This window comes from Thiomicrolovo sp. ZZH C-3 (genome assembly GCF_054862725.1).
This window is the reverse complement of the sequence record NZ_JBTKXX010000002.1, coordinates 44,867-68,032: the sequence shown is the minus strand read 5'-3', so window position 1 is coordinate 68,032 and position 23,166 is coordinate 44,867. Positions and strand designations below refer to the sequence as shown.

Here is a 23,166-nt window from a genome sequence, read left to right as displayed (position 1 = left end):
GCGATTCGCGAAAGGCCGCTTTTTGTGCTACTTTTTTTAAAAAAGTGGCAAAGAGACAAGTAGTTCATTCTTTTCTTTTTACCAAGAAAAGAACCAAAAGAAAATCGTCGTTGCGCGAATCGCACGCCCTTCTCGGCTTTATGCCTTCAGGGCGGCTTTCAAAGCACGCTTAACGACAGGTTGCCTATCGATTAATGCGCTTCAAGCATTGAAGCTGTTAGAAAAGAGCTTCGGCGAACCGAAGCTTACATCCACGAATCATAGATTCACCATACACTTAGCGGCAAGTACTACCTGTGCCCCTTTCGTCTGGTTTAACGCGCGATTGGCTATGCTTGCGCAAAAAAACAGGAATTTTTATCATGAGCAATAAATTTGTCGGTGCACATACGTCGGCCTCGGGCGGGGTCTACAACGCCATCACCAATGCCGAGGCGATCGGGGCGCAGGCCTTTGCGCTCTTTACGAAGAACCAGCGCCAGTGGAAGGCAAAGGACCTCGATACGGAAACCATCGATACCTTCAAGCGTCTGCTTGACGAGAGCGGGATCGCGCCCAAACACGTGCTGCCGCATGATTCTTACCTGATCAATCTGGGCCACCCCGAAGAGGAGAAGCGCCAGAAATCCTTCGACGCCTTCGTCGACGAGGTCGAGCGCTGCATGCAGCTGGGGCTCGACCGGCTTAATTTCCACCCGGGTTCGCACCTCAAGCAGATCAGCGAAGAGGCGTGCCTGGACCGGATCGCCGAGAGTATGAACCGGACCCTCGACGCGACCAGCGGTGTGACACTTGTGCTGGAGAACACAGCGGGACAGGGGAGCAATCTCGGCTGGAAGTTCGAACATCTTGCCCACATTATCGACAAGGTCGAGGACAAGTCACGTGTCGGCGTCTGCATCGATACCTGCCACATGTTTACCGCCGGCTACGACATCCGCACCAAGGAGGCCTACGACGTTTCCATGGCGGAGTTCGAAAATATCGTCGGCTTCAAATACCTGCGCGGGATGCACCTCAACGACTCCAAGCCGGACCTCGGCAGCCACGTCGACCGCCACGACAGCATCGGCAAAGGCAAGATCGGGCTGGAGGCGTTCCGCTATATCATGAACGACCCGCGCATGGACGACATCCCCCTTATCCTCGAGACGATCGACGAGACAATCTGGGCGGAGGAGATCAAGCTGCTTTATTCCCTGGAAGAGAGTGCGTAGTCAAGGCAACAAGTTTTAATTAGCTTCGGTTCCCGAAGCTTTGCACTTTCATACTAGCTTCGACTCGTCGAAGTGCGTCCAATCAATTGGGGATTGGCCTTGAGCATTCCTTATAAGCCATCCCGGAGGCATAAAGCCGGGAGGGATGAGCGATTTGCGAAAGGCCGTTTTTTGCGCTACTTTTTTTAAAAAAGTGGCAAAGAAGCATGTAGTTAATTCCTTTCTTTTTACAAAGAAACGAACCCAAAGAAAATCGTCGTTCTGCGAATCGCTCGCTCCTCCCGGCTTTATGCCTCCGGAGCGGCTTTCAAGGCACGCATAACGACCTTCTGCCTATTGAATTAATGCGCTTCGGTAGACCGAAGCTGATAGAGGGACGCTTTGACGTGTCAAAGCGCATTCAATCAATCATAGAAATGCCCTAGAGCCGAATCGGGAAAAAAAAGGATAAAAGGCTGCGCCCTGGAAGAAATACCCTCGGAGTGCGCTTTCGGGACACTCCACTCTCCAGTTGTCCCACGGACACGCTAATGACCGTTTCTGACTTGACTAAAGAAACGCATTCTGACATCTTCACTTAGCACTTAGCACTTAGCACTTAGCACTTAGCACTTAGCACTTAGCACTTAGCACTTAGCACTTGCCCCGGAGGAAGTCCCCTCAGGGGGGATAACACCCGGCACGAGGCCGCTGCTACTGAATGATCAATGGATCGTTGACGAGGATCGCCGTACCGTTTGAACCGATAAAGGAGATCATTTCGGTGTGGTACTCGTAGAAGGCGCTGAGGCTGTACTGCGGGTCAAGCGGTGAACGGTGCTCGCCTACGGTAATGCGGGTGACGGTCTTGTTCGTATCGGGGGAGTAGTAGTACGGTGCGCTGGGCGGAAGCGCCGTTTTGTTCAGGTCTTTGGCCTGGGTAAAGAAGATGAACGGGTTGCCGCCCGCCAGCGGGTAGCCCGCTACAGCAGCGGGGATATGCTGGTCGCCGCTTCCCTCGCTGCCGTCGCCGATGGCCTGCATCTCCAGAATAGGCAGTGCCGTTTTCGCTCCGATCGCGATGGAGTAGTTCGCCGGGTCCGCGTCGTCGATAAGGGTCTGGGTCGCATGGAGGAAGGCGTCATACTCCGACGTGCCCGGCATGATGCCGTAGACCGCCAGGCCGGCATTGATCTCCGGTGCGAAGACCGGGGAGCTGACCAGGAAGGGGATCATCTGCTGCCCTGCCATCATCAAAACGGCGCTTTGCAGCGCGTCGGTCTGGTTGAGGTAGCCGATAGAGGCGATATTGCCCAGGGAGTGCGAGAGGAAACTGATGCGCGCGGGGTCGAGATGGAGGCCGACGGCACTGCCGAGGGCGTTGGTCAGGACGATCAGGTCGGACGTTGTCTGCTGAAGGTTGTCCCTTGTCGTCGTTACGTTGGCGAGGTTCATGAAGTTGATCCCGGTGGAGTCGATGACGCCGTCGGGCGCGAAGGCCGAGACCGTGCCGTAGGGGTTCTCCGTCACGAGGTCGACGTTGAAGGTGCGCTCAATACTGCCTGCATAGAAGGGGTTGATACTGATATTGCTCTCGGTGACCCCGTGCAGCGGAAGGTCGATGGCAATACCGACATGGCAGCCGGATGCCAGGGTCTCACCGTAGACGAAGAGGTCCAGGCGCGAACGGGTGATGCCGTGCTGGTAGATCACGACGGGCCAGCCGCCCGGCGGTTCCGTACAGCCGGAGGAGGCCGCGGGGACCGTCGCGATCACGGGGATCGTCACATTGGCCTCTACCGCCGGCACGAAGGGGGCGGTGTAGCTGAACGCGCCCATGGTGACCGGCGTCGTGTCGTTGGCATCCTGCGGCTGGGGCATATACTGCGGCACCTCCGTGAGGACACCGGCATAGATGTCGGCAGTCCCGCTCCCGGCGCCCAGGACAGCGCTGGTCGTGGCACCGGTCCCCGTCAGCATCAGCATGGAGCCGGTGTGCGCTTCGGCCTGCGCCGCGATATTCGCCTGCACCGCACCGATCATCTGGGTGCGGAAGGTCCAGACCTGTACCGTTTTGGTCGGGTCTTTGCCGGCCAGGGCCAGGGCGTAGAGCATGGCCTGGTTGCCCTGGCGGATCGCTTCGAGCGCGGCGGCTGTCGCTTCGTCCAGGGCGCCGCCGGCCTCGACCGGGTTGGGCGAAAGGGTCAGGGCCGTGGCGTAGTCCGGGGCGAGGACGCGTCCGTCGCTGTCGTTGAGGTCATTGGTGAGGACGGCCATGTAGTTCGTCAGCGACTCCAGCGGTTTCATCGGGACGATGACAACAGTGTCGCCGCTCTGGGCCGCCGCGAAGTCGACACCATATTGAAGCGTTTCAGTGACACCGGTGACGTATCCGGTTGCATTGACGTCAACCTTGTAGAGCTGGACGCCGAAGGGCAGGGAGGTGGCGTCGAGCGTCACCCCTGCACTGATCGGCGCGGTAATCGGCATCGTCGTCGAGAAGCCCGTCAGGCTGTTGAGCTGGCGCTTGATGTTGGCGTCGGCGTCCGTAGGCTCGTAGGGAATATTGAGCGTCACCATGTCGTCATAATCGTCCGTCGTACTGCTGTTGGGCGCAAAGAGAATGTTGTTGGGGTAGGGGATCGTGCCCGTCGTCGGGTCGAACACGGTATACCCGGCGATGAGGTCGTCGACGGTATGGCCGTCCAGGCTGTCCTGCAGGTCCGTACTCTTGTCGCCGTTACAGCCGCCGAACGTCAGTGCCAGTACCGCGGCCGCCGCGGTGAGGGTAAGGTGATAATAGCGCATCATGGCCTCCTAAAATTTCATGCTCAGCTGGGCGCTGAGGATATCGACGCTGGAATTGTAGGTTCCTTTGAGGGTGTGGTTGAGTTCCGGGAGACCGGATTCAAAGGTATTCTCGATCTTCGTTGCCGGGACAAAGAGGTGACTGTAGGCCGCGTCGATGCTGAGCATGCTGTTCACGGCATACCCCGCACCCAGCGAGAGCCAGAAACGGTCGTTGTCCGGGATACGCGGGGTACGGCGGTAGCGGTTTTTGACGGCCTTCTGGTCATAGGCCATCCCGGCGCGCAGGACGAACTGATCGTTGATATGGATGCGTTCGCCTAGGGCGACACGCAGCTGGTCCTGGTAATCCTCTGTTGTGACGGAGTCGGGCTGGGCCGGGTTGTCATACTTGATGCGCAGTTCCTCGAACGTGCTCCACTGCGTCCAGGTGACATCGGCCATCAGGTCGAGTACCCCGAAGCTGTGAAAGAGGCTCAACGACGCGGAAGCGGGCAGGGTGACGTCGGCGCTGAGGGTCGTATCGGTAAAGGCGCCGGTACTGACGACGGGGGCGGCCGCCGCGGGCACGCGGAAGTCGGCGTCGCCCTCTACATGCTGGTCGACGGCGGAACGGTAGGCGAGGGCGACCCGGGTATGATCATCGACATTGTAGAGCACGCCGATGTTCCAGCCGAAGGCCAGGTCGTTGTAGTTGTCGCCGCTGAGATCGGCAAAACCGTCGGCGCTGCCGGGGGTACCGATCAGGGCGCCGAAGTCGACGGCGCTGGTGAGGGTGATGTCGAGCAGCTGGAGGCTGACGCCGGCCCCAATGCTCCAATGCTCATCGATCCTGTAGGCGACGGCAGGGTTGATGTTGACGGTTTTGAGGTCCGACTCGACGGCATGGTAGCGTCCGACCCAGTCATCGTCATACTGCGTCACCAGCCCGAAAGGGGCGTTGATGCTGATCCCGGCGAAGAGCCGGTCGTTGATCTGGCCGCTGTAGTAAAAGGTCGGGATCAGGGCCGGGGTGTTGCTGTTCGAATCGGGGCCGCTGAGGGCGCTGCCGTCGGCAAAGGCGGAACCGTTATTGCTGAAATCGGCCGTCGGAAGGATGGCATTGATCGCCCCGACGACGTTCTGGCCCCCCAGCAGCGTCATCGAGGCGGGGTTGAACCAGACGGTCGAAGCGTCCTCGCCCGCCGCCCCTCCGGAGGCGTACGCCGTTCCCATGCCCGAGGCCGAGTTTTCGATAATGCCGAAGCCGGCACCCTGTGCGCCCGCCGCGGCGAGCAGCAGCGCCGCGGCGCTGTAAAACGGATGAAGACGCAATCTCCTCATGTGTTATTCCCTCTCTTCTTTTGTTAGTGCAACTGTTACTATAGATGAGTTCGCTATAAAGTGAGATTAAACGTATCAAAACATCAATACACACCCAATGGTGAGAGCACACGGTATTATGACAATTCTATGGGTCAATTGGATACCATAAGCGTAGAGATAGAACCTTGTGGATCAGGAGAGGAAGAGATGAAAAGAGCGCTTCTGTTGGCGACGGCGGCTACGGCATTGACGGCCGGGGGATACCGCATCCCCGAAAATTCCATCAACAGCCTGGCATTGGCCGCGGCCTATGCCGCCAACGCCAACGGGGCGGATGCCACCTATTACAACCCGGCGAACATGGTCTTCGATGATGCTGCACAGAAAGCGGAGGCAGCCCTGACCTATATCGGGCTTACGGGGGTGCACTTCAACGGTTCCGCGCCGCAGGCGGGGCTTGTCGGGACGGATACGAGCGGTTCCGATGCGGAGCCTGAGCACTTCCTCGTTCCGACGCTGCACTACGTCTCCCCGGCCTTCGGCGACTGGCGTTTCGGTGCTTCTATGCTCTCTCCCGGCGGTCTTTCCAAACGCTGGAACGACCAGCCGGCGCGAAGCTATGCGTGGGAGGTGACGGTGCAGACCATCGAGTTCAACCCCACGGCGGCCTACCGCATCACGCCGGAGCTCTCCGTCGGGGGCGGCGTGCGGGCACTCTACGTGCAGGGCGTCGTCAAAAGCGGCTCTATCGGTTCGCGGGACATGGCCGGCGACGGATTCGCGTTCGGCTACAACCTGGCGCTGAGCTACCGACCGACGCCGGAAGTGAAACTCGCGGCAACCTACCGCAGCAGCGTCGAATTCGATATCGAGGGGGATGCGAAAATCTACTTCCCCGATGACGGCGCCTACAACGGGACGCTGCTCTATGATGTCGGCGGTTCGGTCAGCCTGCCGCTGCCGGCGGTGCTGCAGGTGGCGGCGGCGTACACCTTCAACGAAGGGAGCGCGCAGGCAACGACGGTCGAGTTCATGTATGAAAAAGATTACTGGTCCGCCTTCAAAGACCTCGATTTTGATTACGACACCGACATCGGGGCGATGGCCCCCTATTTTGACGACCCGATCCCGAAGAACTGGAAAGATACGAACGTCTACCGTCTGGGCGTCACGCAGGGGCTTGACGCATGGACGCTGATGGCGGGCATCGCGCTCGACGAGACCCCGGTCCCCGAGAAGACGCTTAATTTCGAGCTGCCCGACGCCGATGCGATCATCTTCTCCGCCGGGGCGCGCTACCGTTTTGACGAAGCGTGGAACTTCGGCGGGGGGCTCCTCTATGACCATAAAGAGGACCGTAAAATCAACGGTACCGTCAATGACAACGATATCGACGGGATCTTCAAGAATACGGCCGCGATCCTGGTGACACTGGGCGCGGAGTACCGTTTCTAGTCCCGAACGACATAAAGGAAGTGACAGAAGTGAAATATCTGGTGGAGTTTGTTGAACGCGGCGAGGTGGAGCAAAGCACCATCTTCGCCCAGCTCAAATGCGGTGTCGAAGAGGCCAAGATCCTTCAGGCGATGGCACGCCGCTATATTACCGGGCAGGAGGACAGCGGAGTGCTGGAGCTGCTGCAGGAGCTTTTCGGGGAGGAGGAGTACGGTTTCCTCGCCCACCTCGATCAGATCAAGAACCTGCTCGAGCTCGGCTGGATCGCCCAGCAGAGCTTCACACCGCTCAAAGTCAGCGAGGCGTGCAATCTGGAGCTGCTCAATACGTCGGTGGCGCTCAGCACCCCGTTCCTGCGGCTGCTCGAGCTGGGCTCGCTGGAGATGACACTGCCCGAGATCAAACCCTACGAAGATCACCTGGAGTACCTCCAGGACCAGTTCTTCCGTATCGAGCTCTACCAGAAGATCAGCACGGTGCGCCACCAGGGCAATGAGCAGTCCCTTTCGATCCACCGGCTGCAGAACAAGCTGGAGATACTGGAGAAGCGGATCGGCGAGCGGATCGCCCAGACGACGTCGGAGATCGCCCTGGAGAAATACCTCCGCACCAGCGAGCTTGAAGGCAAGGAGGAGGTGATCTTCCTGGCCCTGCTCAAAGAGGAGTACAGCGCCGGGGACAACTCCCTGCGGGAGATGACGGCGCTGATCGACCTGATCAGCAGCGACGAATACGACCGCATCCGCAACCGCGCCCTGCTCGAGGAGGGTTCCAAGCTGCTCACCGAGGAGATCATCGACTACGAAGAGATGCTCAACCCCTTCGGCGGGATCGCCCGGGCCTTCTACATCGTCGACGAGGTGCTCCAGAACATTATGCACCCCCAGAAAAAGAAGAAGGTGCACAAGCTCAAACTCGACATGCTCATCAAGGAGCAGGAGATCTTCGAACTGATCGATCCCAGCACCTCCCTTGACGACGTCGTCCTCAACCCCTCGACGCGCCGGGTCCTCGACAACCTGATGCACCAGATGGACAAGCGGGTCGTGCAGCGGCTCGTGGAGTGGGGGGTCAAGAGCAAAAAGCAGGGCGTCGACGCGCGTATCATCTTCTACGGCCCCCCGGGTACGGGAAAAACGATGACGGCCTACTCCCTGGCCAAGTCGCTGAAGCGCCAGGTGCTCAGTTTCGACTGTTCCAAGATACTCTCCATGTACGTGGGTGAGAGTGAGAAGAACGTCCGCAAGATCTTCGATACCTATAAGGATCTGACGGAGAAGACGAAGACGGAACCGGTCCTGCTGCTCAACGAGGCGGACCAGTTCCTGAGTGCGCGCTCCTCCGGCACGGGCAGCAGCGCCGAACAGATGCACAACCAGATGCAGAACATCTTTCTCGAGCAGATCGAGGGTTTCAAGGGGATCCTCATCGCGACGACGAACCTGCTGGAGAATATCGACAGCGCCTTTTCGCGCCGTTTCAACTACAAGATCGAGTTCAAACGCCCCGACCGCGAACAGCGCCGCACGCTCTGGGAGAAGATGCTGCCGACCAAAGCGCCCTATGCAGAGGATTTCGACATCGAGAAACTCGCCGGGTATGATCTGAGCGGCGGGCAGATCAGCCTCGTCATCAAGAATACGGCCTTCAACGTCGCGACGATGGAGGAGCCGCTTTTTACCCTGGAAGCCTTCACCGAGGAGATCGAAAAAGAGAAACGGGGTACCTTCGATACGGAAAAAGCGATGGGATTCCTCCAGGGGTGATTTTTTCATCATCCCGCTGCTTTTCTTTGCTACAAATTGAAACAACGCCTCCTGCACCCTCATTTTTGACCTGTTTCCATCGGTGACATACACCCCAATTGGGAAGGCCGGATTTAGGGGTTTTAATGACCTTTTCGCTATATTGCTTACAACTGTTTTTATATAGAATCTCGCTTGGAGAAAGCCCCGATTTTCGGGGATTTCTCCGGGTTGATACCATTAGAAAAGGTAGGATACATGGAACATGTAGGTGTTGCTCACCCCTATTTTGGGGTCTTTATCCTCTTCGTGCTGACCTTCGGTGCGTTCTACGGAACGACGGTCCTGGCACGATGGGCCAGCCGCGCAATGGCGGCAAAAGATACGGAAAAGATCAAACTTTCCATCTACGAATGTGGACCGGAAGTGACCAAACAGCCCAACAGAATCTCGCCGCAGTTTTACCTGTTCGCGCTGCTGTTTCTGCTGTTTGACGTGGAGATCGTTTTCATGTTCCCATGGGCAATCGACTTCAAACTGCTCGGTTGGTTCGGTTTTGCGGAGATGATGCTCTTCATCCTGCTGCTGGCCATCGGTTTCGTGTACGCTTGGAAGAAAGGAGCGCTTGAATGGCACAACATCAAGTAAATTTCATGCAAGACGGCGGGCTTCCCGTCGCACTGACGACTGTCGACAAGGTGGTCAACTGGGGGCGCTCGAACTCGCTTTGGGCCCTGACATACGGTCTGGCCTGCTGCGGGATCGAGATGATGGCATCGGGGGCGTCCCGCTACGACTTCGACCGCTTCGGTACGATCTTCCGCGCTTCCCCGCGCCAGTCGGAAGTCATGATCGTCGCGGGAACGCTGACGAAGAAGCACGCGGAGTTCATCCGCCGTCTCTACGACCAGATGACGGAACCCAAATGGGTCATCTCCATGGGCTCCTGCGCCAATACGGGCGGGATGTTCAACACCTACGCCACCGTGCAGGGGTGTGACCGCGTCATTCCGGTCGACCTCTACCTGCCGGGCTGCGCCCCGCGTCCGGAGACACTGCAGTATGCGGTCCTGATGCTGCAGAAGAAGATCCGCAGTGAAAAGGCGATCAAAGCCCAGAAACCGAAAAGGCTGCTGTAATGAGACGCTATACCCCGAAAGACGACGTACAGGCAAAACCCTACTATACGGACCGCTACTGGGTCGCACCGCAGGTCGCGAAAAGCGACGTGAGCGAAGACGCGGTTTTCGCGGCGGACCTCGAAGCGATCAAAGCGAAATTCGACGTCAGCGAGGCCTATATCCAGGTCGAGCAGATGGTCGTCTACATCAAGCCCGAGGACAACTTCGGTGTGCTCGAACTGCTCCGTGATGAACTGGGGTATACCCAGCTCTCAGAAATGAGCGCCATCGACTGGCTGGCGGAAAAGGGACAGTTCGAGGTCTTCTACCAGATGCTCAGCATGACCAAGCGCAAGCGCCTCCGTATTAAGATGTTCATCGATGAGAACGAAGCGGTCAACAGCGTCGAGAAACTCTTCCGCAGCGCGGACTGGAGCGAGCGCGAGATGTTCGACATGTTCGGGATCAAACTGAACAACCACCCGTTCCCCAAACGCATCCTGATGCCGGACGACTGGGAAGGCTGGCCGCTGCGCAAGACCTACCCGCTGCAGGGCGACGAGTTTGCCGCATGGTACGAAGTCGACAAGATCTTCGGCAAAGAGTACCGCGATATCATCGGACCTGAACTGCGCGACCCGGCGGAAGTCAACCGCTACGATACGACACGTTTCGCCCGCCTCGGCCACGAAGTGCCGAAGGGTACGGATATCACCGAAGGTGAAACGAAGAAGGATCTCGACTACCAGGAAGAGGGCGGCGTCTTCATGATTTCGAAATTCCACGAAGAAAAATCTGTCGTTATTGAAGACAGAGACAGATAAGGCGAGCAATGCAACAGACGAACCGATTACGACCGTTTTTTGAAAATATCACCTTTGAGCGTGACGACAACGAACTCGTGCTCAACTTCGGACCGCAGCACCCCTCCGCACACGGACAGCTGCGCCTGATGCTGCACCTCCAGCAGGAGCAGATCGTCAAGGCGCACCCGGATGTCGGTTATCTGCACCGCGGGATGGAGAAGATGGCGGAGAACATGATCTACAACGAGTTCATGCCGACCACCGACCGTATGGACTATATCGCCTCTTCTTCCAACAACTACGGCTTCGCCCTGGCGGTTGAGAAACTGATCGGCCTCGAAGTGCCGCGCCGCGCGAAGGTCATCCGTATGATGCTGCTCGAGGTCAACCGCCTCATGTCGCACCTCTTCTGGCTGGCGACGACGGCGCTCGACATCGGGGCGATGACGGTCTTCCTCTACGCCTTCCGCGAACGCGAATACCTGATGGACCTCGTCGAGGATTACTGCGGTGCGCGCCTGACGCACGCGGCGATCCGCATCGGCGGTGTGCCGCTCGACATTCCGGACAACTTCCTGGGCGACCTCAAGAAGTTCCTGGACAAGCTCCCGCAGAACATCAAGGATTACGAAGACCTCCTCGACCAGAACCGTATCTGGAAAATGCGTATGGAGAACGTCGGGACGATCTCGACGGAGATGGCCCTCTCCTGGGGTTGTACAGGTCCGATGCTTCGTGCTTCTGGTGTCCAGTGGGATATCCGTAAAGAGGAGCCGTACGAACTCTACGACGAAGTCGAGTTCGACATCCCGTGGTCCGACAAGGGCGACAACTACGCACGTTACAAGATCTACATGGCCGAGATGCGCGAATCCGCGAAGATCCTCTACCAGACGATCGACATGTACGAGGAGACGGTCAAGAACAACCAGACCGAACTGATGGCCCATGCGCCGCAATACATCTCCGCGCCGAAGCTCGACATCATGACGCAGAACTACGCGCTGATGCAGCACTTCGTCCTCGTCACGCAGGGGATGCGCCCGCCGGTCGGCGAGGTGTATGTCCCGACCGAATCCCCCAAAGGGGAGCTGGGCTACTTCATCAACAGCCAGGGCGGCGCCTATCCGTACCGCCTCAAGCTGCGTGCACCGTCGTTCTGGCACACGGGGATCCTCACGGATCTTCTCCCGGGCCACTACATCCCGGACGTCGTCTCCATCATCGGAACGACCAATATCGTCTTCGGCGAAGTCGACCGTTAATAAGGAGCGCATGAATGTTACGTTACGACCTTAGACATCTGCACAATGAGTTTGATGGCCGCATGATGGAGATCATGCAAACGGCTCCTGCGGGCGAAGTGATCATCTTCCTGTTCGAAGTAGGTGACTTCTCGCCGGTACAGCGCAGTGCCGACCTGATGAAAGAGCAGGGATACGAACTGCTCAATTCGTTGAAGTTCAACGAAGTCGACTGGACCCTTGTTGTCCGCAAATAAGAGGAAGAAAAGTTGAGTAAAGTCTATTTCTCCACGTGGAAATCGGAGCAGATTAACAATATCGGCAAATCCGAAGCGGCGTGGGAAGAGAGTGCATACAAGCTGCCGATGCAGTACAACGAGCACAGTGATGCCAAGGCCTTTATTGGCTGGGACGGCGTGGCGCTCTACGATCCCGAAGTGGATGTTGTACGCCTGGCAACCGAATATGCCGCACAGTACCAGGTCTACTCCGAGGCGTGCGGGCGCTGTGCCCCCGGCCGCTGGGGCGGACGGATCCTGTACGACCTTCTGGACAAGATCGCCCGGGGCGAAGGTGCGCTCAGTGATATGGATCACCTCAAAGAGGTTGCGCGCAACATGCAGCTGACCTCCAAATGCGAGATCGGCAAAACCGTGCCGAACCCGCTGCTGGACCTGATGACGCATTTCGAAGCGGATTTCCTGGCGTGCATCGACGGGCAGAAGCCTTCGAAACACTACAACGAGGACGTCGGCTACATCGCCAAGATCACGGCGCCGTGTACGGACGCCTGTCCGGCGCACGTCGACATTCCGGCGTACATCGAGGGTGTCCGGGATCTCCGTTTCGACGACTCCCTGATGGCCACCCGCCAGACGATGCCGCTGGCGCACACCTGCGGCCGCGTCTGTCCGCATCCGTGCGAGGATGAGTGCCGCCGTACGAACCTGGACGAACCGATCGCGATCATGGAGCTCAAGCGTCTCGGCGCCGATTACGAGACCGACCACGGTTTCGGCTTCTTCCACCCCTCAGAGCAGAAACCGTCCACTGGCAAGAAAGTCGCCGTCATTGGTGCGGGCCCTGCGGGTCTCACCACCGCGTACTACCTGGCGCTCGAAGGGGTCCACTGTGACGTCTATGAAGAGCTGCCGGTCCTCGGCGGTGAAGTGACCGTCGGTGTTCCGGAATACCGTATGCCGTGGGACAAGTATGAAAAGGATATCGAGGCCGTCAAGGACCTCGGCGTCAACTTCATTACCAACAGCCGCGTCACGGCGGACATGATGCGCCAGTTCGAACAGGACTACGACGCGGTCATGGTCGCGACGGGTACGCGGATCTCCAAGAAGGTGCGCTGTGATAACGAGCGCCCGGAGATCACCGGCTACTGGGGGGCGATCGATTTCCTCGACCGCGTGAACCTCTACGTCAAGTTCGGGATTACCCTCACCGAGGAGCAGAAAAAAGAGTACGCCATCGACTGCGACTACGTCGACCTTACGGGCAAGACCGTCGTCTGTGTCGGGGGCGGCTTTACCTCGATGGACGTCGTGCGCTGTTCCATCCGCGCCGGGGCGAAGCGTGTCGTCATGCTTTACCGCCGCGACGAGAAGACGATCATCCGTAATACGACCTACGAGGAGTACCACGAAGCGGTCGAAGAGGGTGTCGAGTTTATCTTCCACTCCGCGGTCAATGCGATCGTCGATGAGAACGATGTACTCAAATCCCTCATCGTCGACAAGTTCGAACTGGTCCCCGATCCCGACGGCGGGCGTCCGCAACTCGTCAAGATCGAAGGGGCTTCCTTCGAGATGGAGTGCGACTACCTGATCCCGGCCGTTTCCCAGAGCGCCGATTTGGACCTGCTCCCGGAGGAGTGGGAGATCGAGATGACCTCCTGGGCGACGATCAAGACCAACGGCAAGGACTACATGACCTCGCGCAAAGGGATCTTTGCATCGGGCGACTGCGAATACGGTCCGATGACCATCGTCAACGCCGTCGGGCAGGCGAAGCGCGCCGCTTCCGTCATCTCCCGGTACGTTCAGAGCGGGGAGATCACCCTCACCGATGACGAGGTGATGGAGGACCAGCTGCGTAAAATGCGGGTCTACGACAAGAACGAAAAGGTCACCGGCTGGTTGCCGGGCCTGCCGCGCCAGCATAGCGAGGTCGTCGACGTCGACATCCGAAAAGTCAACAACATGGAAGTCAACTTCGGCTTCACGCAGGAGCAGGCGATCAGCGAAGCTGAACGCTGTATGCGCTGCTACTATATCGCGATGGTCGCGCAGTAAGGAGGCCGGATGAGTGAAATGATCAACTTTACCATTGACGGCCGCAACGTCAGTGCGAAAAAGGGCGAGACGATCCTTAACGTCGCCCGCCGCGAAGGGATCTATATCCCGACGATGTGTTACCTCGAAAAAACGAACCCGGCGGCATCGTGCCGTCTGTGCGTCGTGGAAGCCGAGGGCGTCGACGGGATGGTCCTGAGCTGCCAGACACCTCCGACCGAGGGGCTGGCCGTCATTACCAACAACAACGTCCTGCACGAAGAGCGCACGAACATCATGCGCCTCTACGACGTCAACCACCCCCTTGAGTGCGGGGTCTGCGACAAATCGGGTGCCTGCGATCTGCAGAACAAGACGCTGGAGTTCAACGTCGGTGCACAGCACTTTACGGCCAAGGAGCAGTCGCGCAAGATCGAGCATTGGGGACTGATCAACTACGATCCGAACCTCTGTATCATGTGCGAGAAGTGTACGCACGTCTGTAACGAAGTGATCGGCGACGATGCCATCGAACTCAAATTCGGCGGCTACAAGTCGACGATCATTCCGAAAAACAGCGAGCAGCTTGACTGTACCTTCTGCGGCGAGTGTATCGCGGTCTGTCCGGTCGGTGCGCTGGTGAGTGCGGATTTCCAGTACAAGGCCAACGCCTGGGAACTGGAGCGTATTCCCTCCACCTGTGCCCACTGTTCCGCGGGCTGCGCCCTGGAGTACGAAGTGAAGAGCTCCGGCGCGGCCAAGCCGGGCGAAGAGCGCATCTTCCGCGTCACGAACAACTTTGAATTCGCCTCGCTTTGCGGGGCGGGGCGTTTCGGGTTTGACTTCGATGTCAAAGGCGAAAAAGACGGCAAAGCGTTCGTGGCGGCCCTGGAAGCCATCAAAGGCGCCGAGGCGATCCGCTTCTCCTCGATCATTACCAATGAAGAGGCGCTGATCCTGCAGCGTCTCAAGGAGCAGACGGGCCTCAAGCTCTATAACGAGGATGCACGCCGCTACGGCGCCTTTGTCGAGGCCTTCGGCTCGACGGCGGACGGCAAGGCGGAACTCGCTACAATGGCCGACCTCAAAGCCAGCGACGGCATCATCGTGCTGGGCAGCCGTATCGGGACCGACAACCCGGCGCTGCGCTACGCGATGACGACGGCCGCCCGCCACCGCGGGGCGAAGATCGTCTACATGCATCCGCTCGAGGATGCCCTGATGCAGAACATCGTCACGCAGTTCATCAAGCACGAAGTCGGGACCGAAGAGGGTGTCATGGCGCTGCTGGCGCAGGCGCTCCTCGCCGGTACCGAGACGAACAAGACGACCGAAGCCTTCCTTGCGGCGCTCGACGACGGCTACCTCAGTGCCGAGAGCAATGTCGGTGAAGAGGAACTGGCCCTCATCGGCAAGCAGTTCAAGCGGGCAAAAGCCAAGACCCTCGTGCTTGGAAGCGATTTATTTGCCCATCCGCGTGCGGAGAACATTGCGAGACTGGCGGGACTGCTGGCGCGCTTCGGCGGTTACAAAGTCGTCGTTGCGGCGGCGGAGGTCAACAGCGTCGGGGTCTCACTGATCTGTGACCTTGATGCGGACAGCGGCAGCAACACGAAAGTCGTCGGCTACAACGCGGCCGGCGACTTCGTGATCGCGTCGGATGCCGATGCGGACCTGACGGTCGCGGCGATGAACCAGCAGGAGGGGACGGTGGTCAACCTCGACCGCCAGCTCCTGCCGATGAACGTGGCCGTGGGGTTCGACGGCTACGTGCTCAACGACCTGGCCAACGCCCTGGGTGTCGGCAAGCGCTACACCATCGACTTCACGCCGGAACTTCCGGCAGAGAAGGGCTTCAAGGCCGTCGCCTTCGACGACCTGGAGAACTTCTACTCCCCCCTGGGTGAGGATACGCGCGGTTACCGCCTCGAGAAGGTCAAAAAGCCGGCGGCGCAGAAGTGCGACGACGTCGAAGAGCTTCCGGAGTTCAACGGGACGGTCGTTTACGCCAGCAACCCGGTCTTGCAGTTCAACCGTTTCACGGCGCGCACGGCGCAGCTGGAGAAAAACGCAGAACTGCGCGGAAGCGAACAGTTCGCGGTGGCGGCACGCCTCAAAGACGGCGACCTTGTCGTCATCGGCAGCGGCGACGCGGCCCGCGAACGCCGTTTTGTCATCGATTCCAGCCTGAAGGGAACCATTGCCCTTGAACCGACCTTCGATCGCGGCCTTTCCGTGAATCCGGGGGCCTACAGGTTTGAGAAAGTCAATATTATGAAAGCGAGCAACGATGAGTAAAATCAACATCACCATCGACGGCCGGCCGATCGAGTGCGAAGAGGGCGAATACATCCTCAACGCCGCGCGGGCCAACGGCATTTTCATCCCTGCCATCTGTTACCTGACACGCTGCAGCCCGACCTTGGCCTGCCGTATCTGTCTGGTAGAGGCGGACGGCAAACAGGTCTACGCCTGTAACGCCAAGACCAAAGAGGGCATGGAGATCACGACGACGACGGACAACATCGCGACGGAGCGCCGCTCCATCATGGAGGTCTACGACGTCAACCACCCGCTGCAGTGCGGGGTCTGTGACCAGTCCGGCGAGTGCGAACTGCAGAACTACACCCTCGAGCTGGGCGTCGATTCGCAGAGCTACAGCATCGCCGACGTCGAGCGCCCCATCAAAGACTGGGGGCACCTCCACTACGATCCGGGCCTCTGTATCGTCTGCGAGCGCTGTGTCACCGTCTGTAAGGACATGATCGGCGATAACTCCCTCAAAACCGTTCCCCGCGGCGGCGGACCGATCGATGCCGAGTTCAAAGAGACGATGCCCAAAGACGCCTACGCGATGTGGAACAAGCTCAACAAATCCGTTATCGGTCTCACCTCCGGTGAAGAGATGCTTGACTGTACCTCCTGCGGTGAGTGTGCGGCGGTCTGTCCGGTCGGCGCCCTCGTCGATACGGACTTCGTCTACACGACCAACGCCTGGGAACAGCAGAAGATCCCGGCGACCTGTTCACACTGTTCGGCGGGCTGCCAGCTCAACTACGAAGTGAAGCACACTTCCGTTGACAGCAACGAGGAGAAGATCTACCGTACGAGCAACGAGTGGAACTACGTCTCCCTCTGCGGTGCCGGACGCTACGGCTACGACTTCGAGAACCGCGACGTCGCCAAAGACGAAGCCGCGTTCAGCGCAGCACTCGCAGCCTTTGAGAAGGCGGACACGATCCGCTTTACAAGCACGATCAGCAACGAAGAGGCGCTGATGCTGCAGAAGCTGAAGGAACTTAAAGGGTACCGTCTCATCAACGAGGAAGCGCGTACTTTCAAAACGTTCCTTGACGACTACGCTGCGGTCAGCGGCCGGCAGCTCTACGGCGGCGACCTGAAAAAAGCACACGATGCGAACTTCGTCGTTTCCGTCGGTACGGCCCTCAAGTCGGACAACCCGAACGCCCGCTACGCTTTCAACAACGCCATCAAAATGAACAAGGGCGCGGGGGTCTATTTCCACCCGCTCGCCGATCCGGTCATCGAAGGGATCGGCAAGGGCGTCTTCACGGCCTACCACAAGCCGCTGCGCGAAGAAGCGGCACTCTACCTGATCCTCGACCTCTTCGGGGACAAAGAGAAGATGCCTTCTGACATCACGGAGTACCTCGCCTCCTTCCACACACTCAAGACCGTGACGGTCGAAGAGACGATCAAAGAGAAGGTCGTCGAGAAGGTGATGGTGAAGAAGGTCAACGAGGAGACAGGCGTTGAGGAAGAGGTCGAGGAAGAGAAGACCAAAATGGTGCCGAAGAAGGTCTCCAAAGAGGTCGAAGTCGACGAAAACCGCCTGCTCGAGCTGCTCGACATCGATGCGGACGCGTGGGACGCGTTCCTCGACAAGAACCTCAAGAAAAAAGATGCCTTCGCCCTTATCGCAGGTCCGGACCTCTATACGCACCCGAACGCGAAGAACCTCGCGCGCCTCTGTGCACTTGTCGAAAAGTATACGGACTTCGAGCTGACAATGATCCCGCCGCTCAGCAATACGCTCGGCGTGGCGCTCATCTGTGACCTTGACAGCGAAGCCGGCGATTACAGCATCGGCTACAACACGGCGGGCGACTTTGTGCTCAGCGCGTTGGGAGGAGGCGACCTTGATATGCCGGCGATGAACCAGCAGGAGGGGACGCTGACCGGAATCGAGAAGCGTGTCAACCCGACCAATGCGGCGCTGCCGTACGGCGGCTATGAACTGAACGACATCGCCAACGCCCTCGGACTGAACGCGAAGTATGCTATCGACTATACGGCGCAGCTCCCGGTAGACGCCGGCTTTGAAGCACGCGAGTTCGACAGTCTGCCGAACCGTTACGAGAACGACGGCACGGAAGTCCGCGGCTACGCGCTGAACAATGCCGCGGTCGCCGCGGGTGACGACGCGGTGGAGAAGATCGACGAAGCCCTGGCGCTCGAAGGTGAAAACGTGATCTACGCGGCCAACCCGGTTCGCCAGTTCACGGCCTTCACGATGAAGCCGCACCAGCTGAACGAAGCGAGCGGTATCTACCTCTCGCCGGCACAGCTTGAAGCGATGGGCGTGGCCGCAGGCGACACCGTCCGCGTCAAAACGGCCTTGGGCGAACAGAGCCTGAAAGTGGTCGAGGACAACAAGATCGACGGCAGCGTCATGTGTGTCACGACCTTCGATCCAAACATTAAAACAGAGGAGCTGTTCGGCGCATACCGCTTTGCGACAGCATCCATTCATAAGGAGGGGTAAATGGATACAGCATTCATTATCGAGACGCTCGTCAAGATCGTCGTGGTACTGCTGGTCTTCTCGGCACTGGCCGGCTTCGGAACCTATTTCGAACGTAAAGTGCTCGCATTTATGCAGCGCCGTCTGGGGCCGATGCACGTCGGTCCGTACGGGCTGCTGCAGATCGCAGCCGACGGGATCAAGCTCTTTACCAAAGAGGATATCGTCCCGTCCGGCGTCGTCGGGCCGATCTTCAAGATCGCGCCGGTCATTACGGCGGCTACGGCATTCATGGCAGCGGCGGCGATCCCGTTCCTGCCGGAGTTCACCATCTTCGGCTACACGGTTCACCCGATCATCGCCGATGTCAACATCGGGATCCTCTATATCCTGGGCGTGATGGCCATCGGCCTCTATGGCCCGCTGCTCGGGGGTATGGCGTCGAACAACAAATGGTCGCTCATCTCCGCGGCGCGCGGCGCGGCGATCTTCATCTCCTACGAGGTGGTCACGGGGCTGGCGCTGCTGGTGCCGCTGATGATCATCGGCTCGCTCTCGCTGCTGGATTTCAACGAGTACCAGGCCGCGAACGGCTGGATGGCCTTCGCACACCCGATGGGCTTTATCTCCTTTATCCTCTTCTGGATCGCGGCCTTCGCCGAGACGGGACGTACGCCGTTCCACCTCGTCGCCAACGACCACGAGATCATTGACGGTTTCGGTACGGAGTATTCGGGGATGCGCTGGGGTCTCTTCTTTATCGGGGAGTATGCGAATATGTTCTTCATCTCCTTCGTCATGGCGATCGTCTTCCTCGGCGGCTACGGTGACGGTACGGTGATGGGCGCGCTGGGACTGCTGCTCAAAGTGGCGTTCTTCTTCTTCTTTTTCCTCTGGACGCGTGCGGCATGGCCGGATGTCCGTCCGGACCAACTGATGTGGCTCTGCTGGAAAGTGCTGATGCCGCTCGCGGTTATCAATGTCGTCGTTACCGGCATTGTGATGATGTTTTAAGGGGTCGTGATGAGTCTGGAACAATTTACTGACAGAAACGTGCAGCAGCACTATTTCAAGGTCGATATCGAGGACTATCCGGAGACAGGATGGGACCGGTTCAAACAGGTGGTCAAGCGGGCGCTGAGCGGCGAGCTCTTCGTCGGCCTCTGGGTCGTCATGCGCGAGATGATCAAATTTGACATCCATACCGTGCAGTACCCGAAAGAGAAGCTGCCGATCGGGCCGCGCTACCGCGCCGTCCACGAGATGCAGCGCCTCTTCGAATCAGGGACCGAGCGCTGTATCGGCTGCGGCCTGTGTGAGAAGATCTGTATCTCCGACTGTATCCGCATGGATACGCGCATCGACGAGAACAGCCGCAAAGAGGTGACCGAGTACACGATCAACCTCGGCCGCTGTATCTTCTGCGGCTACTGTGCCGAAGTCTGCCCGGAACTGGCGATCGTCCACGGTCCGCGCTACGAGAACACCTCCGAGCAGCGTGAGCACTTCATCCTGTTCGAGGATATGCTGACCCCGATTGACATGGCGATCAAGGGCGAGCAGAAAGAGTACCCGGGATTCGGTGCGGTTACTCCGAACGAAGATACGCGCGTCAAGAAGACGCCGCTGGCGTATTAAGGAGCCTGAATGGAAACTATTGCATTTTACCTTTTCGCGGTCCTGACCATCGCGATGTTCACCTACACCGTGATGAGCAGCCAGGCCCTCTACGCGCTGAGCTCCATGGCGGCGGGGATGATCATGATCTCCGCGTTCTTCTTCCTGCTGAACGCGGACTTCCTGGGCGTCGTCCAGATCATCGTCTATACGGGTGCCGTCATGGCCCTCTACGCCTTCGGTATGATGTTCTTCGATACGACCCGTGCGGTCAAAGAAAACAACACTTCCAAGGTGATCGTCCTGACGCTGAGCGTCCTGGCGACGCTGCTGGTCGTCGCGATCTTCACGATGCCGATCGCGGCGGAGAACATCAGTGCGGCCTTCCCGGAACCGGCGGGTGTTGAGAACCCGAAAGCGGTCGGTATCGTCCTCTTTACGAAGTACCTTGTCCCCTTCGAGGTCGCCGCCGTCATGCTGCTCGTTGCGATGATCGCCGGTATCGTCATGGCCGGTAAGAAGATGGACCGCAGCCTCACGAAAATGAAAGAAGAGGAGATCGCGATGATGCATCAAGAAGAGACTCAGCAGAAGGTGACATTATGATGGAAATCGGACTGACACACTACCTTGTACTTTCGACGATCCTGTTCGCGATCGGTCTCGTCGGCGTCATGCGCCGCAAGAACCTGCTGATGCTCTTTATGGCGTCGGAGATCCTGCTCAACGCCGTCAACGTCGCGTTTGCCGCCATCGGTCACTACTACGGCGACCTGACGGGACAGATGTTCGCGTTCTTCGTCATCGCCATCGCGGCGTCCGAAGTCGCCGTCGGCCTCGGCCTGCTGATCATCTGGTACAAACGTACCGGTACGATCGATCTTGATACTATGACATCGATGCGAGGGTAATAAGAATGGAAATGTATCTCTATATTGCACTGTTCGCACCGTTTGTCGGCTCGCTTTTCGCGGCGCTGTTCGGTGCGTCACCGAAAACGCTTTGGACCGGGGTTGTCACCTCGGCGCTGCTCTTTGCATCGTTCGTCTCCAGCGTGACACTGTTTGTTTACCTGCTCCAGGGCGGTGAACCGATCCATACGGAACTGATGACGTGGATGGAGACGGGAAGCCTCTACATCCCGTTCGGCTTCGTCGTCGACCAGGTGAGCGCGACGATGATGATCGTCGTGACGACGGTTTCGACGGTCGTTCACGTCTACGCCATCGGCTACATGGACCACGACAAGGCGTTCAACCGCTTCTTCGCGTGGCTCTCGGCGTTCGTTTTCTCCATGATGATCCTTGTCATGAGCGACAACTTCGCCGGTCTCTTTATCGGTTGGGAAGGCGTCGGTCTCTGTTCCTGGGCCCTGATCGGCTTCTGGTACCACAAAGAGTCTGCGACCTGGGCGGCGAACGAAGCGTTCATCATGAACCGTATCGCCGACCTGGGCATGCTGATCGGTATCTTCCTGCTCTACTGGCATACGGGCAGCCTGCAGTATGACGTCGTCTTCCCGGCGCTTCCGGCACTCGACGCATCCGTACTGACACTGATGGGGATCTTCCTCTTCATCGGTGCGATGGGTAAATCGGCGCAGTTCCCGCTGCACACCTGGCTGGCAGACGCGATGGAGGGTCCGACACCGGTTTCCGCCCTCATCCACGCGGCAACGATGGTTACGGCGGGGGTCTACCTCGTCGTCCGCGCCAACCCGCTCTACAGCCTGATCCCGGAAGTCGGCTACTTCATCGCCGGCCTCGGTGCCTTTGTCGCGTTGTTTGCGGCGACGATGGCGCTGGTCAACCGTGACATCAAGCGCATCATCGCCTACTCTACGCTGTCGCAGCTGGGCTACATGTTCGTTGCGGCGGGCCTCGGTGCCTACTGGGTCGCGCTCTTCCACCTGATGGCGCACGCCTTCTTCAAAGCGCTCCTCTTCCTGGGTGCCGGTAACGTCATGCACGCGATGAGCGACGAGCTCGACCCGTTCAAGATGGGCGGGCTCTACAAGGTCATGAAATGGACGGCGATCCTGATGATCCTCGCTTCCGTCGCCCTGGCCGGTATCTGGCCGCTGGCGGGCTTCTTTTCCAAGGACAAGATCCTCGAAGTCGCCTTCAGCAGCGAACACTACATCATCTGGGCGGTGCTCTGGATCACGGCGGGTCTGACGGCGTTCTACTCTTTCCGTCTGATCATGCTGACCTTCTTCTCCGGTCAGGAACGCTACAAGGAACACGGTTTCCATCCGCATGAAGCGTACAAGTTCATGCTCTGGGCGATGGCGCCGCTGGCGGTCCTGGCTGTTATTGCCGGCTGGTTCGAACACCAGTTCGTCCACTTCGTGACCGAGCTGCTTCCGACGTTTGAGTTCCATACCCACCACGTCGAGATGATGCTCATCGCCGTGACGTCGCTGATGGCGCTCGGCGGTATCGCCCTTGCGGTCTTCATGTATCGCAACGGCCTGCTCAATCCGAAGCTGCAGAAGACGGCGGTTTACAAACTGCTGTTCAACCAGTACTACATTCCGAAGTTCTACGATGAGTTCTTCTCCAAGCCGTATGCGGAGCTCTCGAAGATCTTCTGGAAACAGATCGATCTCAAGGTCGTTGACGCCACCGTCGACTTCATTGCGACGACGATCTACAAAACAGGTGAGGGGACGCACACGATGCAAAACGGGAACCTCTCATCCATGCTGCGCTGGATGGTCATCGGTACCGTTGGCCTTCTCGTGCTTGCAGTCCTCTACGTCAAACGCTACGACATCCTGGCGTTGATGCAGATGGTATTCCCAGGTTTAGGAGCTTAAC

18 protein-coding genes are annotated in these 23,166 nt (G+C 58.6%); 16 read left to right on the top strand and 2 right to left on the bottom strand.

Going from position 1 to position 23,166, the window contains the following annotated elements:
• Positions 1 to 362 precede the first annotated feature (362 nt).
• Positions 363 to 1,217, top strand: a complete 855-nt coding sequence (gene nfo, locus ACXWTF_RS08730) for a deoxyribonuclease IV (protein ID WP_461714629.1) — start codon at positions 363 to 365, stop codon at positions 1,215 to 1,217.
• A 693-nt stretch (positions 1,218 to 1,910) separates the two neighbouring features.
• Here nfo and ACXWTF_RS08725 read toward each other — a convergent pair.
• Positions 1,911 to 4,004 carry a hypothetical protein gene (locus tag ACXWTF_RS08725; protein WP_461714628.1) on the bottom strand — a complete coding sequence of 698 codons (2,094 nt, stop codon included), beginning with the start codon at positions 4,002 to 4,004 and terminating at the stop codon, positions 1,911 to 1,913.
• 9 nt (positions 4,005 to 4,013) lie between these two features.
• Positions 4,014 to 5,327 (bottom strand): OmpP1/FadL family transporter, encoded by a 1,314-nt coding sequence (locus tag ACXWTF_RS08720; protein WP_461714627.1) that lies wholly within the window; start codon positions 5,325 to 5,327, stop codon positions 4,014 to 4,016.
• Positions 5,328 to 5,516: 189 nt separating this feature from the next.
• Between ACXWTF_RS08720 and ACXWTF_RS08715 the strand changes: the two genes are divergently transcribed.
• The 15 genes from ACXWTF_RS08715 (at position 5,517) to nuoL (ending at position 23,165) form a co-directional block, all read left to right on the top strand.
• Positions 5,517 to 6,764: an OmpP1/FadL family transporter gene (locus tag ACXWTF_RS08715; RefSeq protein WP_461714626.1), complete on the top strand. Its 1,248-nt coding sequence runs from the start codon at positions 5,517 to 5,519 to the stop codon at positions 6,762 to 6,764.
• A gap of 29 nt (positions 6,765 to 6,793) precedes the next feature.
• Positions 6,794 to 8,530, top strand: a complete 1,737-nt coding sequence (locus ACXWTF_RS08710) for an ATP-binding protein (protein ID WP_461714625.1) — start codon at positions 6,794 to 6,796, stop codon at positions 8,528 to 8,530.
• Between the two features lie 237 nt (positions 8,531 to 8,767).
• Entirely contained in the window at positions 8,768 to 9,157 is a 390-nt protein-coding gene (locus tag ACXWTF_RS08705; RefSeq protein ID WP_231019202.1) for an NAD(P)H-quinone oxidoreductase subunit 3, read from the top strand.
• Positions 9,139 to 9,648 (top strand): NuoB/complex I 20 kDa subunit family protein, encoded by a 510-nt coding sequence (locus ACXWTF_RS08700; protein WP_345985220.1) that lies wholly within the window; start codon positions 9,139 to 9,141, stop codon positions 9,646 to 9,648. Before ACXWTF_RS08705 ends, ACXWTF_RS08700 begins: the two co-directional genes overlap by 19 nt.
• Positions 9,648 to 10,454: an NADH-quinone oxidoreductase subunit C gene (locus ACXWTF_RS08695; RefSeq protein WP_461714624.1), complete on the top strand. Its 807-nt coding sequence runs from the start codon at positions 9,648 to 9,650 to the stop codon at positions 10,452 to 10,454. The genes ACXWTF_RS08700 and ACXWTF_RS08695 overlap by 1 nt, the downstream gene beginning before the upstream one ends.
• 8 nt (positions 10,455 to 10,462) lie before the next feature.
• Positions 10,463 to 11,701 (top strand): NADH dehydrogenase (quinone) subunit D, encoded by a 1,239-nt coding sequence (gene nuoD, locus ACXWTF_RS08690; RefSeq protein ID WP_345985218.1) that lies wholly within the window; start codon positions 10,463 to 10,465, stop codon positions 11,699 to 11,701.
• Between the two features lie 14 nt (positions 11,702 to 11,715).
• Positions 11,716 to 11,937, top strand: a complete 222-nt coding sequence (locus tag ACXWTF_RS08685) for an NADH-ubiquinone oxidoreductase subunit E family protein (protein WP_231019198.1) — start codon at positions 11,716 to 11,718, stop codon at positions 11,935 to 11,937.
• A gap of 12 nt (positions 11,938 to 11,949) precedes the next feature.
• A complete protein-coding gene (locus ACXWTF_RS08680; protein ID WP_461714623.1) occupies positions 11,950 to 13,983 on the top strand; it encodes an FAD-dependent oxidoreductase in 2,034 nt (677 codons plus the stop codon).
• Positions 13,984 to 13,992: 9 nt separating this feature from the next.
• Complete coding sequence (locus ACXWTF_RS08675) at positions 13,993 to 16,260, top strand: 2Fe-2S iron-sulfur cluster-binding protein (RefSeq protein WP_461714622.1); 2,268 nt, start codon at positions 13,993 to 13,995, stop codon at positions 16,258 to 16,260.
• Complete coding sequence (locus ACXWTF_RS08670) at positions 16,253 to 18,748, top strand: NADH-quinone oxidoreductase subunit G (protein WP_461714621.1); 2,496 nt, start codon at positions 16,253 to 16,255, stop codon at positions 18,746 to 18,748. Before ACXWTF_RS08675 ends, ACXWTF_RS08670 begins: the two co-directional genes overlap by 8 nt.
• Complete coding sequence (nuoH, locus tag ACXWTF_RS08665) at positions 18,749 to 19,741, top strand: NADH-quinone oxidoreductase subunit NuoH (RefSeq protein ID WP_345969877.1); 993 nt, start codon at positions 18,749 to 18,751, stop codon at positions 19,739 to 19,741.
• Positions 19,742 to 19,750: 9 nt separating this feature from the next.
• Complete coding sequence (gene nuoI, locus ACXWTF_RS08660) at positions 19,751 to 20,365, top strand: NADH-quinone oxidoreductase subunit NuoI (RefSeq protein ID WP_461714620.1); 615 nt, start codon at positions 19,751 to 19,753, stop codon at positions 20,363 to 20,365.
• 9 nt (positions 20,366 to 20,374) lie between these two features.
• Positions 20,375 to 20,950, top strand: a complete 576-nt coding sequence (locus ACXWTF_RS08655; protein WP_461714619.1) for an NADH-quinone oxidoreductase subunit J — start codon at positions 20,375 to 20,377, stop codon at positions 20,948 to 20,950.
• Positions 20,947 to 21,255, top strand: a complete 309-nt coding sequence (nuoK, locus tag ACXWTF_RS08650) for an NADH-quinone oxidoreductase subunit NuoK (RefSeq protein ID WP_461714618.1) — start codon at positions 20,947 to 20,949, stop codon at positions 21,253 to 21,255. Before ACXWTF_RS08655 ends, nuoK begins: the two co-directional genes overlap by 4 nt.
• A gap of 5 nt (positions 21,256 to 21,260) precedes the next feature.
• Positions 21,261 to 23,165, top strand: a complete 1,905-nt coding sequence (gene nuoL, locus ACXWTF_RS08645; protein ID WP_461714617.1) for an NADH-quinone oxidoreductase subunit L — start codon at positions 21,261 to 21,263, stop codon at positions 23,163 to 23,165.
• Position 23,166 lies beyond the last annotated feature (1 nt).

Bases quoted from the DNA above. Each gene is read 5' to 3' on its own strand.
- nfo (WP_461714629.1), top strand. From the start codon at position 363: ATGAGCAATAAATTTGTCGGTGCACATACGTCGGCCTCGGGCGGGGTC.
- ACXWTF_RS08725 (WP_461714628.1), bottom strand. From the start codon at position 4,004: ATGCGCTATTATCACCTTACCCTCACCGCGGCGGCCGCGGTACTGGCA.
- ACXWTF_RS08720 (WP_461714627.1), bottom strand. From the start codon at position 5,327: ATGAGGAGATTGCGTCTTCATCCGTTTTACAGCGCCGCGGCGCTGCTG.
- ACXWTF_RS08715 (WP_461714626.1), top strand. From the start codon at position 5,517: ATGAAAAGAGCGCTTCTGTTGGCGACGGCGGCTACGGCATTGACGGCC.
- ACXWTF_RS08705 (WP_231019202.1), top strand. From the start codon at position 8,768: ATGGAACATGTAGGTGTTGCTCACCCCTATTTTGGGGTCTTTATCCTC.
- ACXWTF_RS08700 (WP_345985220.1), top strand. From the start codon at position 9,139: ATGGCACAACATCAAGTAAATTTCATGCAAGACGGCGGGCTTCCCGTC.
- ACXWTF_RS08695 (WP_461714624.1), top strand. From the start codon at position 9,648: ATGAGACGCTATACCCCGAAAGACGACGTACAGGCAAAACCCTACTAT.
- nuoD (WP_345985218.1), top strand. From the start codon at position 10,463: ATGCAACAGACGAACCGATTACGACCGTTTTTTGAAAATATCACCTTT.
- ACXWTF_RS08685 (WP_231019198.1), top strand. From the start codon at position 11,716: ATGTTACGTTACGACCTTAGACATCTGCACAATGAGTTTGATGGCCGC.
- ACXWTF_RS08675 (WP_461714622.1), top strand. From the start codon at position 13,993: ATGAGTGAAATGATCAACTTTACCATTGACGGCCGCAACGTCAGTGCG.
- ACXWTF_RS08670 (WP_461714621.1), top strand. From the start codon at position 16,253: ATGAGTAAAATCAACATCACCATCGACGGCCGGCCGATCGAGTGCGAA.
- nuoH (WP_345969877.1), top strand. From the start codon at position 18,749: ATGGATACAGCATTCATTATCGAGACGCTCGTCAAGATCGTCGTGGTA.
- nuoI (WP_461714620.1), top strand. From the start codon at position 19,751: ATGAGTCTGGAACAATTTACTGACAGAAACGTGCAGCAGCACTATTTC.
- ACXWTF_RS08655 (WP_461714619.1), top strand. From the start codon at position 20,375: ATGGAAACTATTGCATTTTACCTTTTCGCGGTCCTGACCATCGCGATG.
- nuoK (WP_461714618.1), top strand. From the start codon at position 20,947: ATGATGGAAATCGGACTGACACACTACCTTGTACTTTCGACGATCCTG.
- nuoL (WP_461714617.1), top strand. From the start codon at position 21,261: ATGGAAATGTATCTCTATATTGCACTGTTCGCACCGTTTGTCGGCTCG.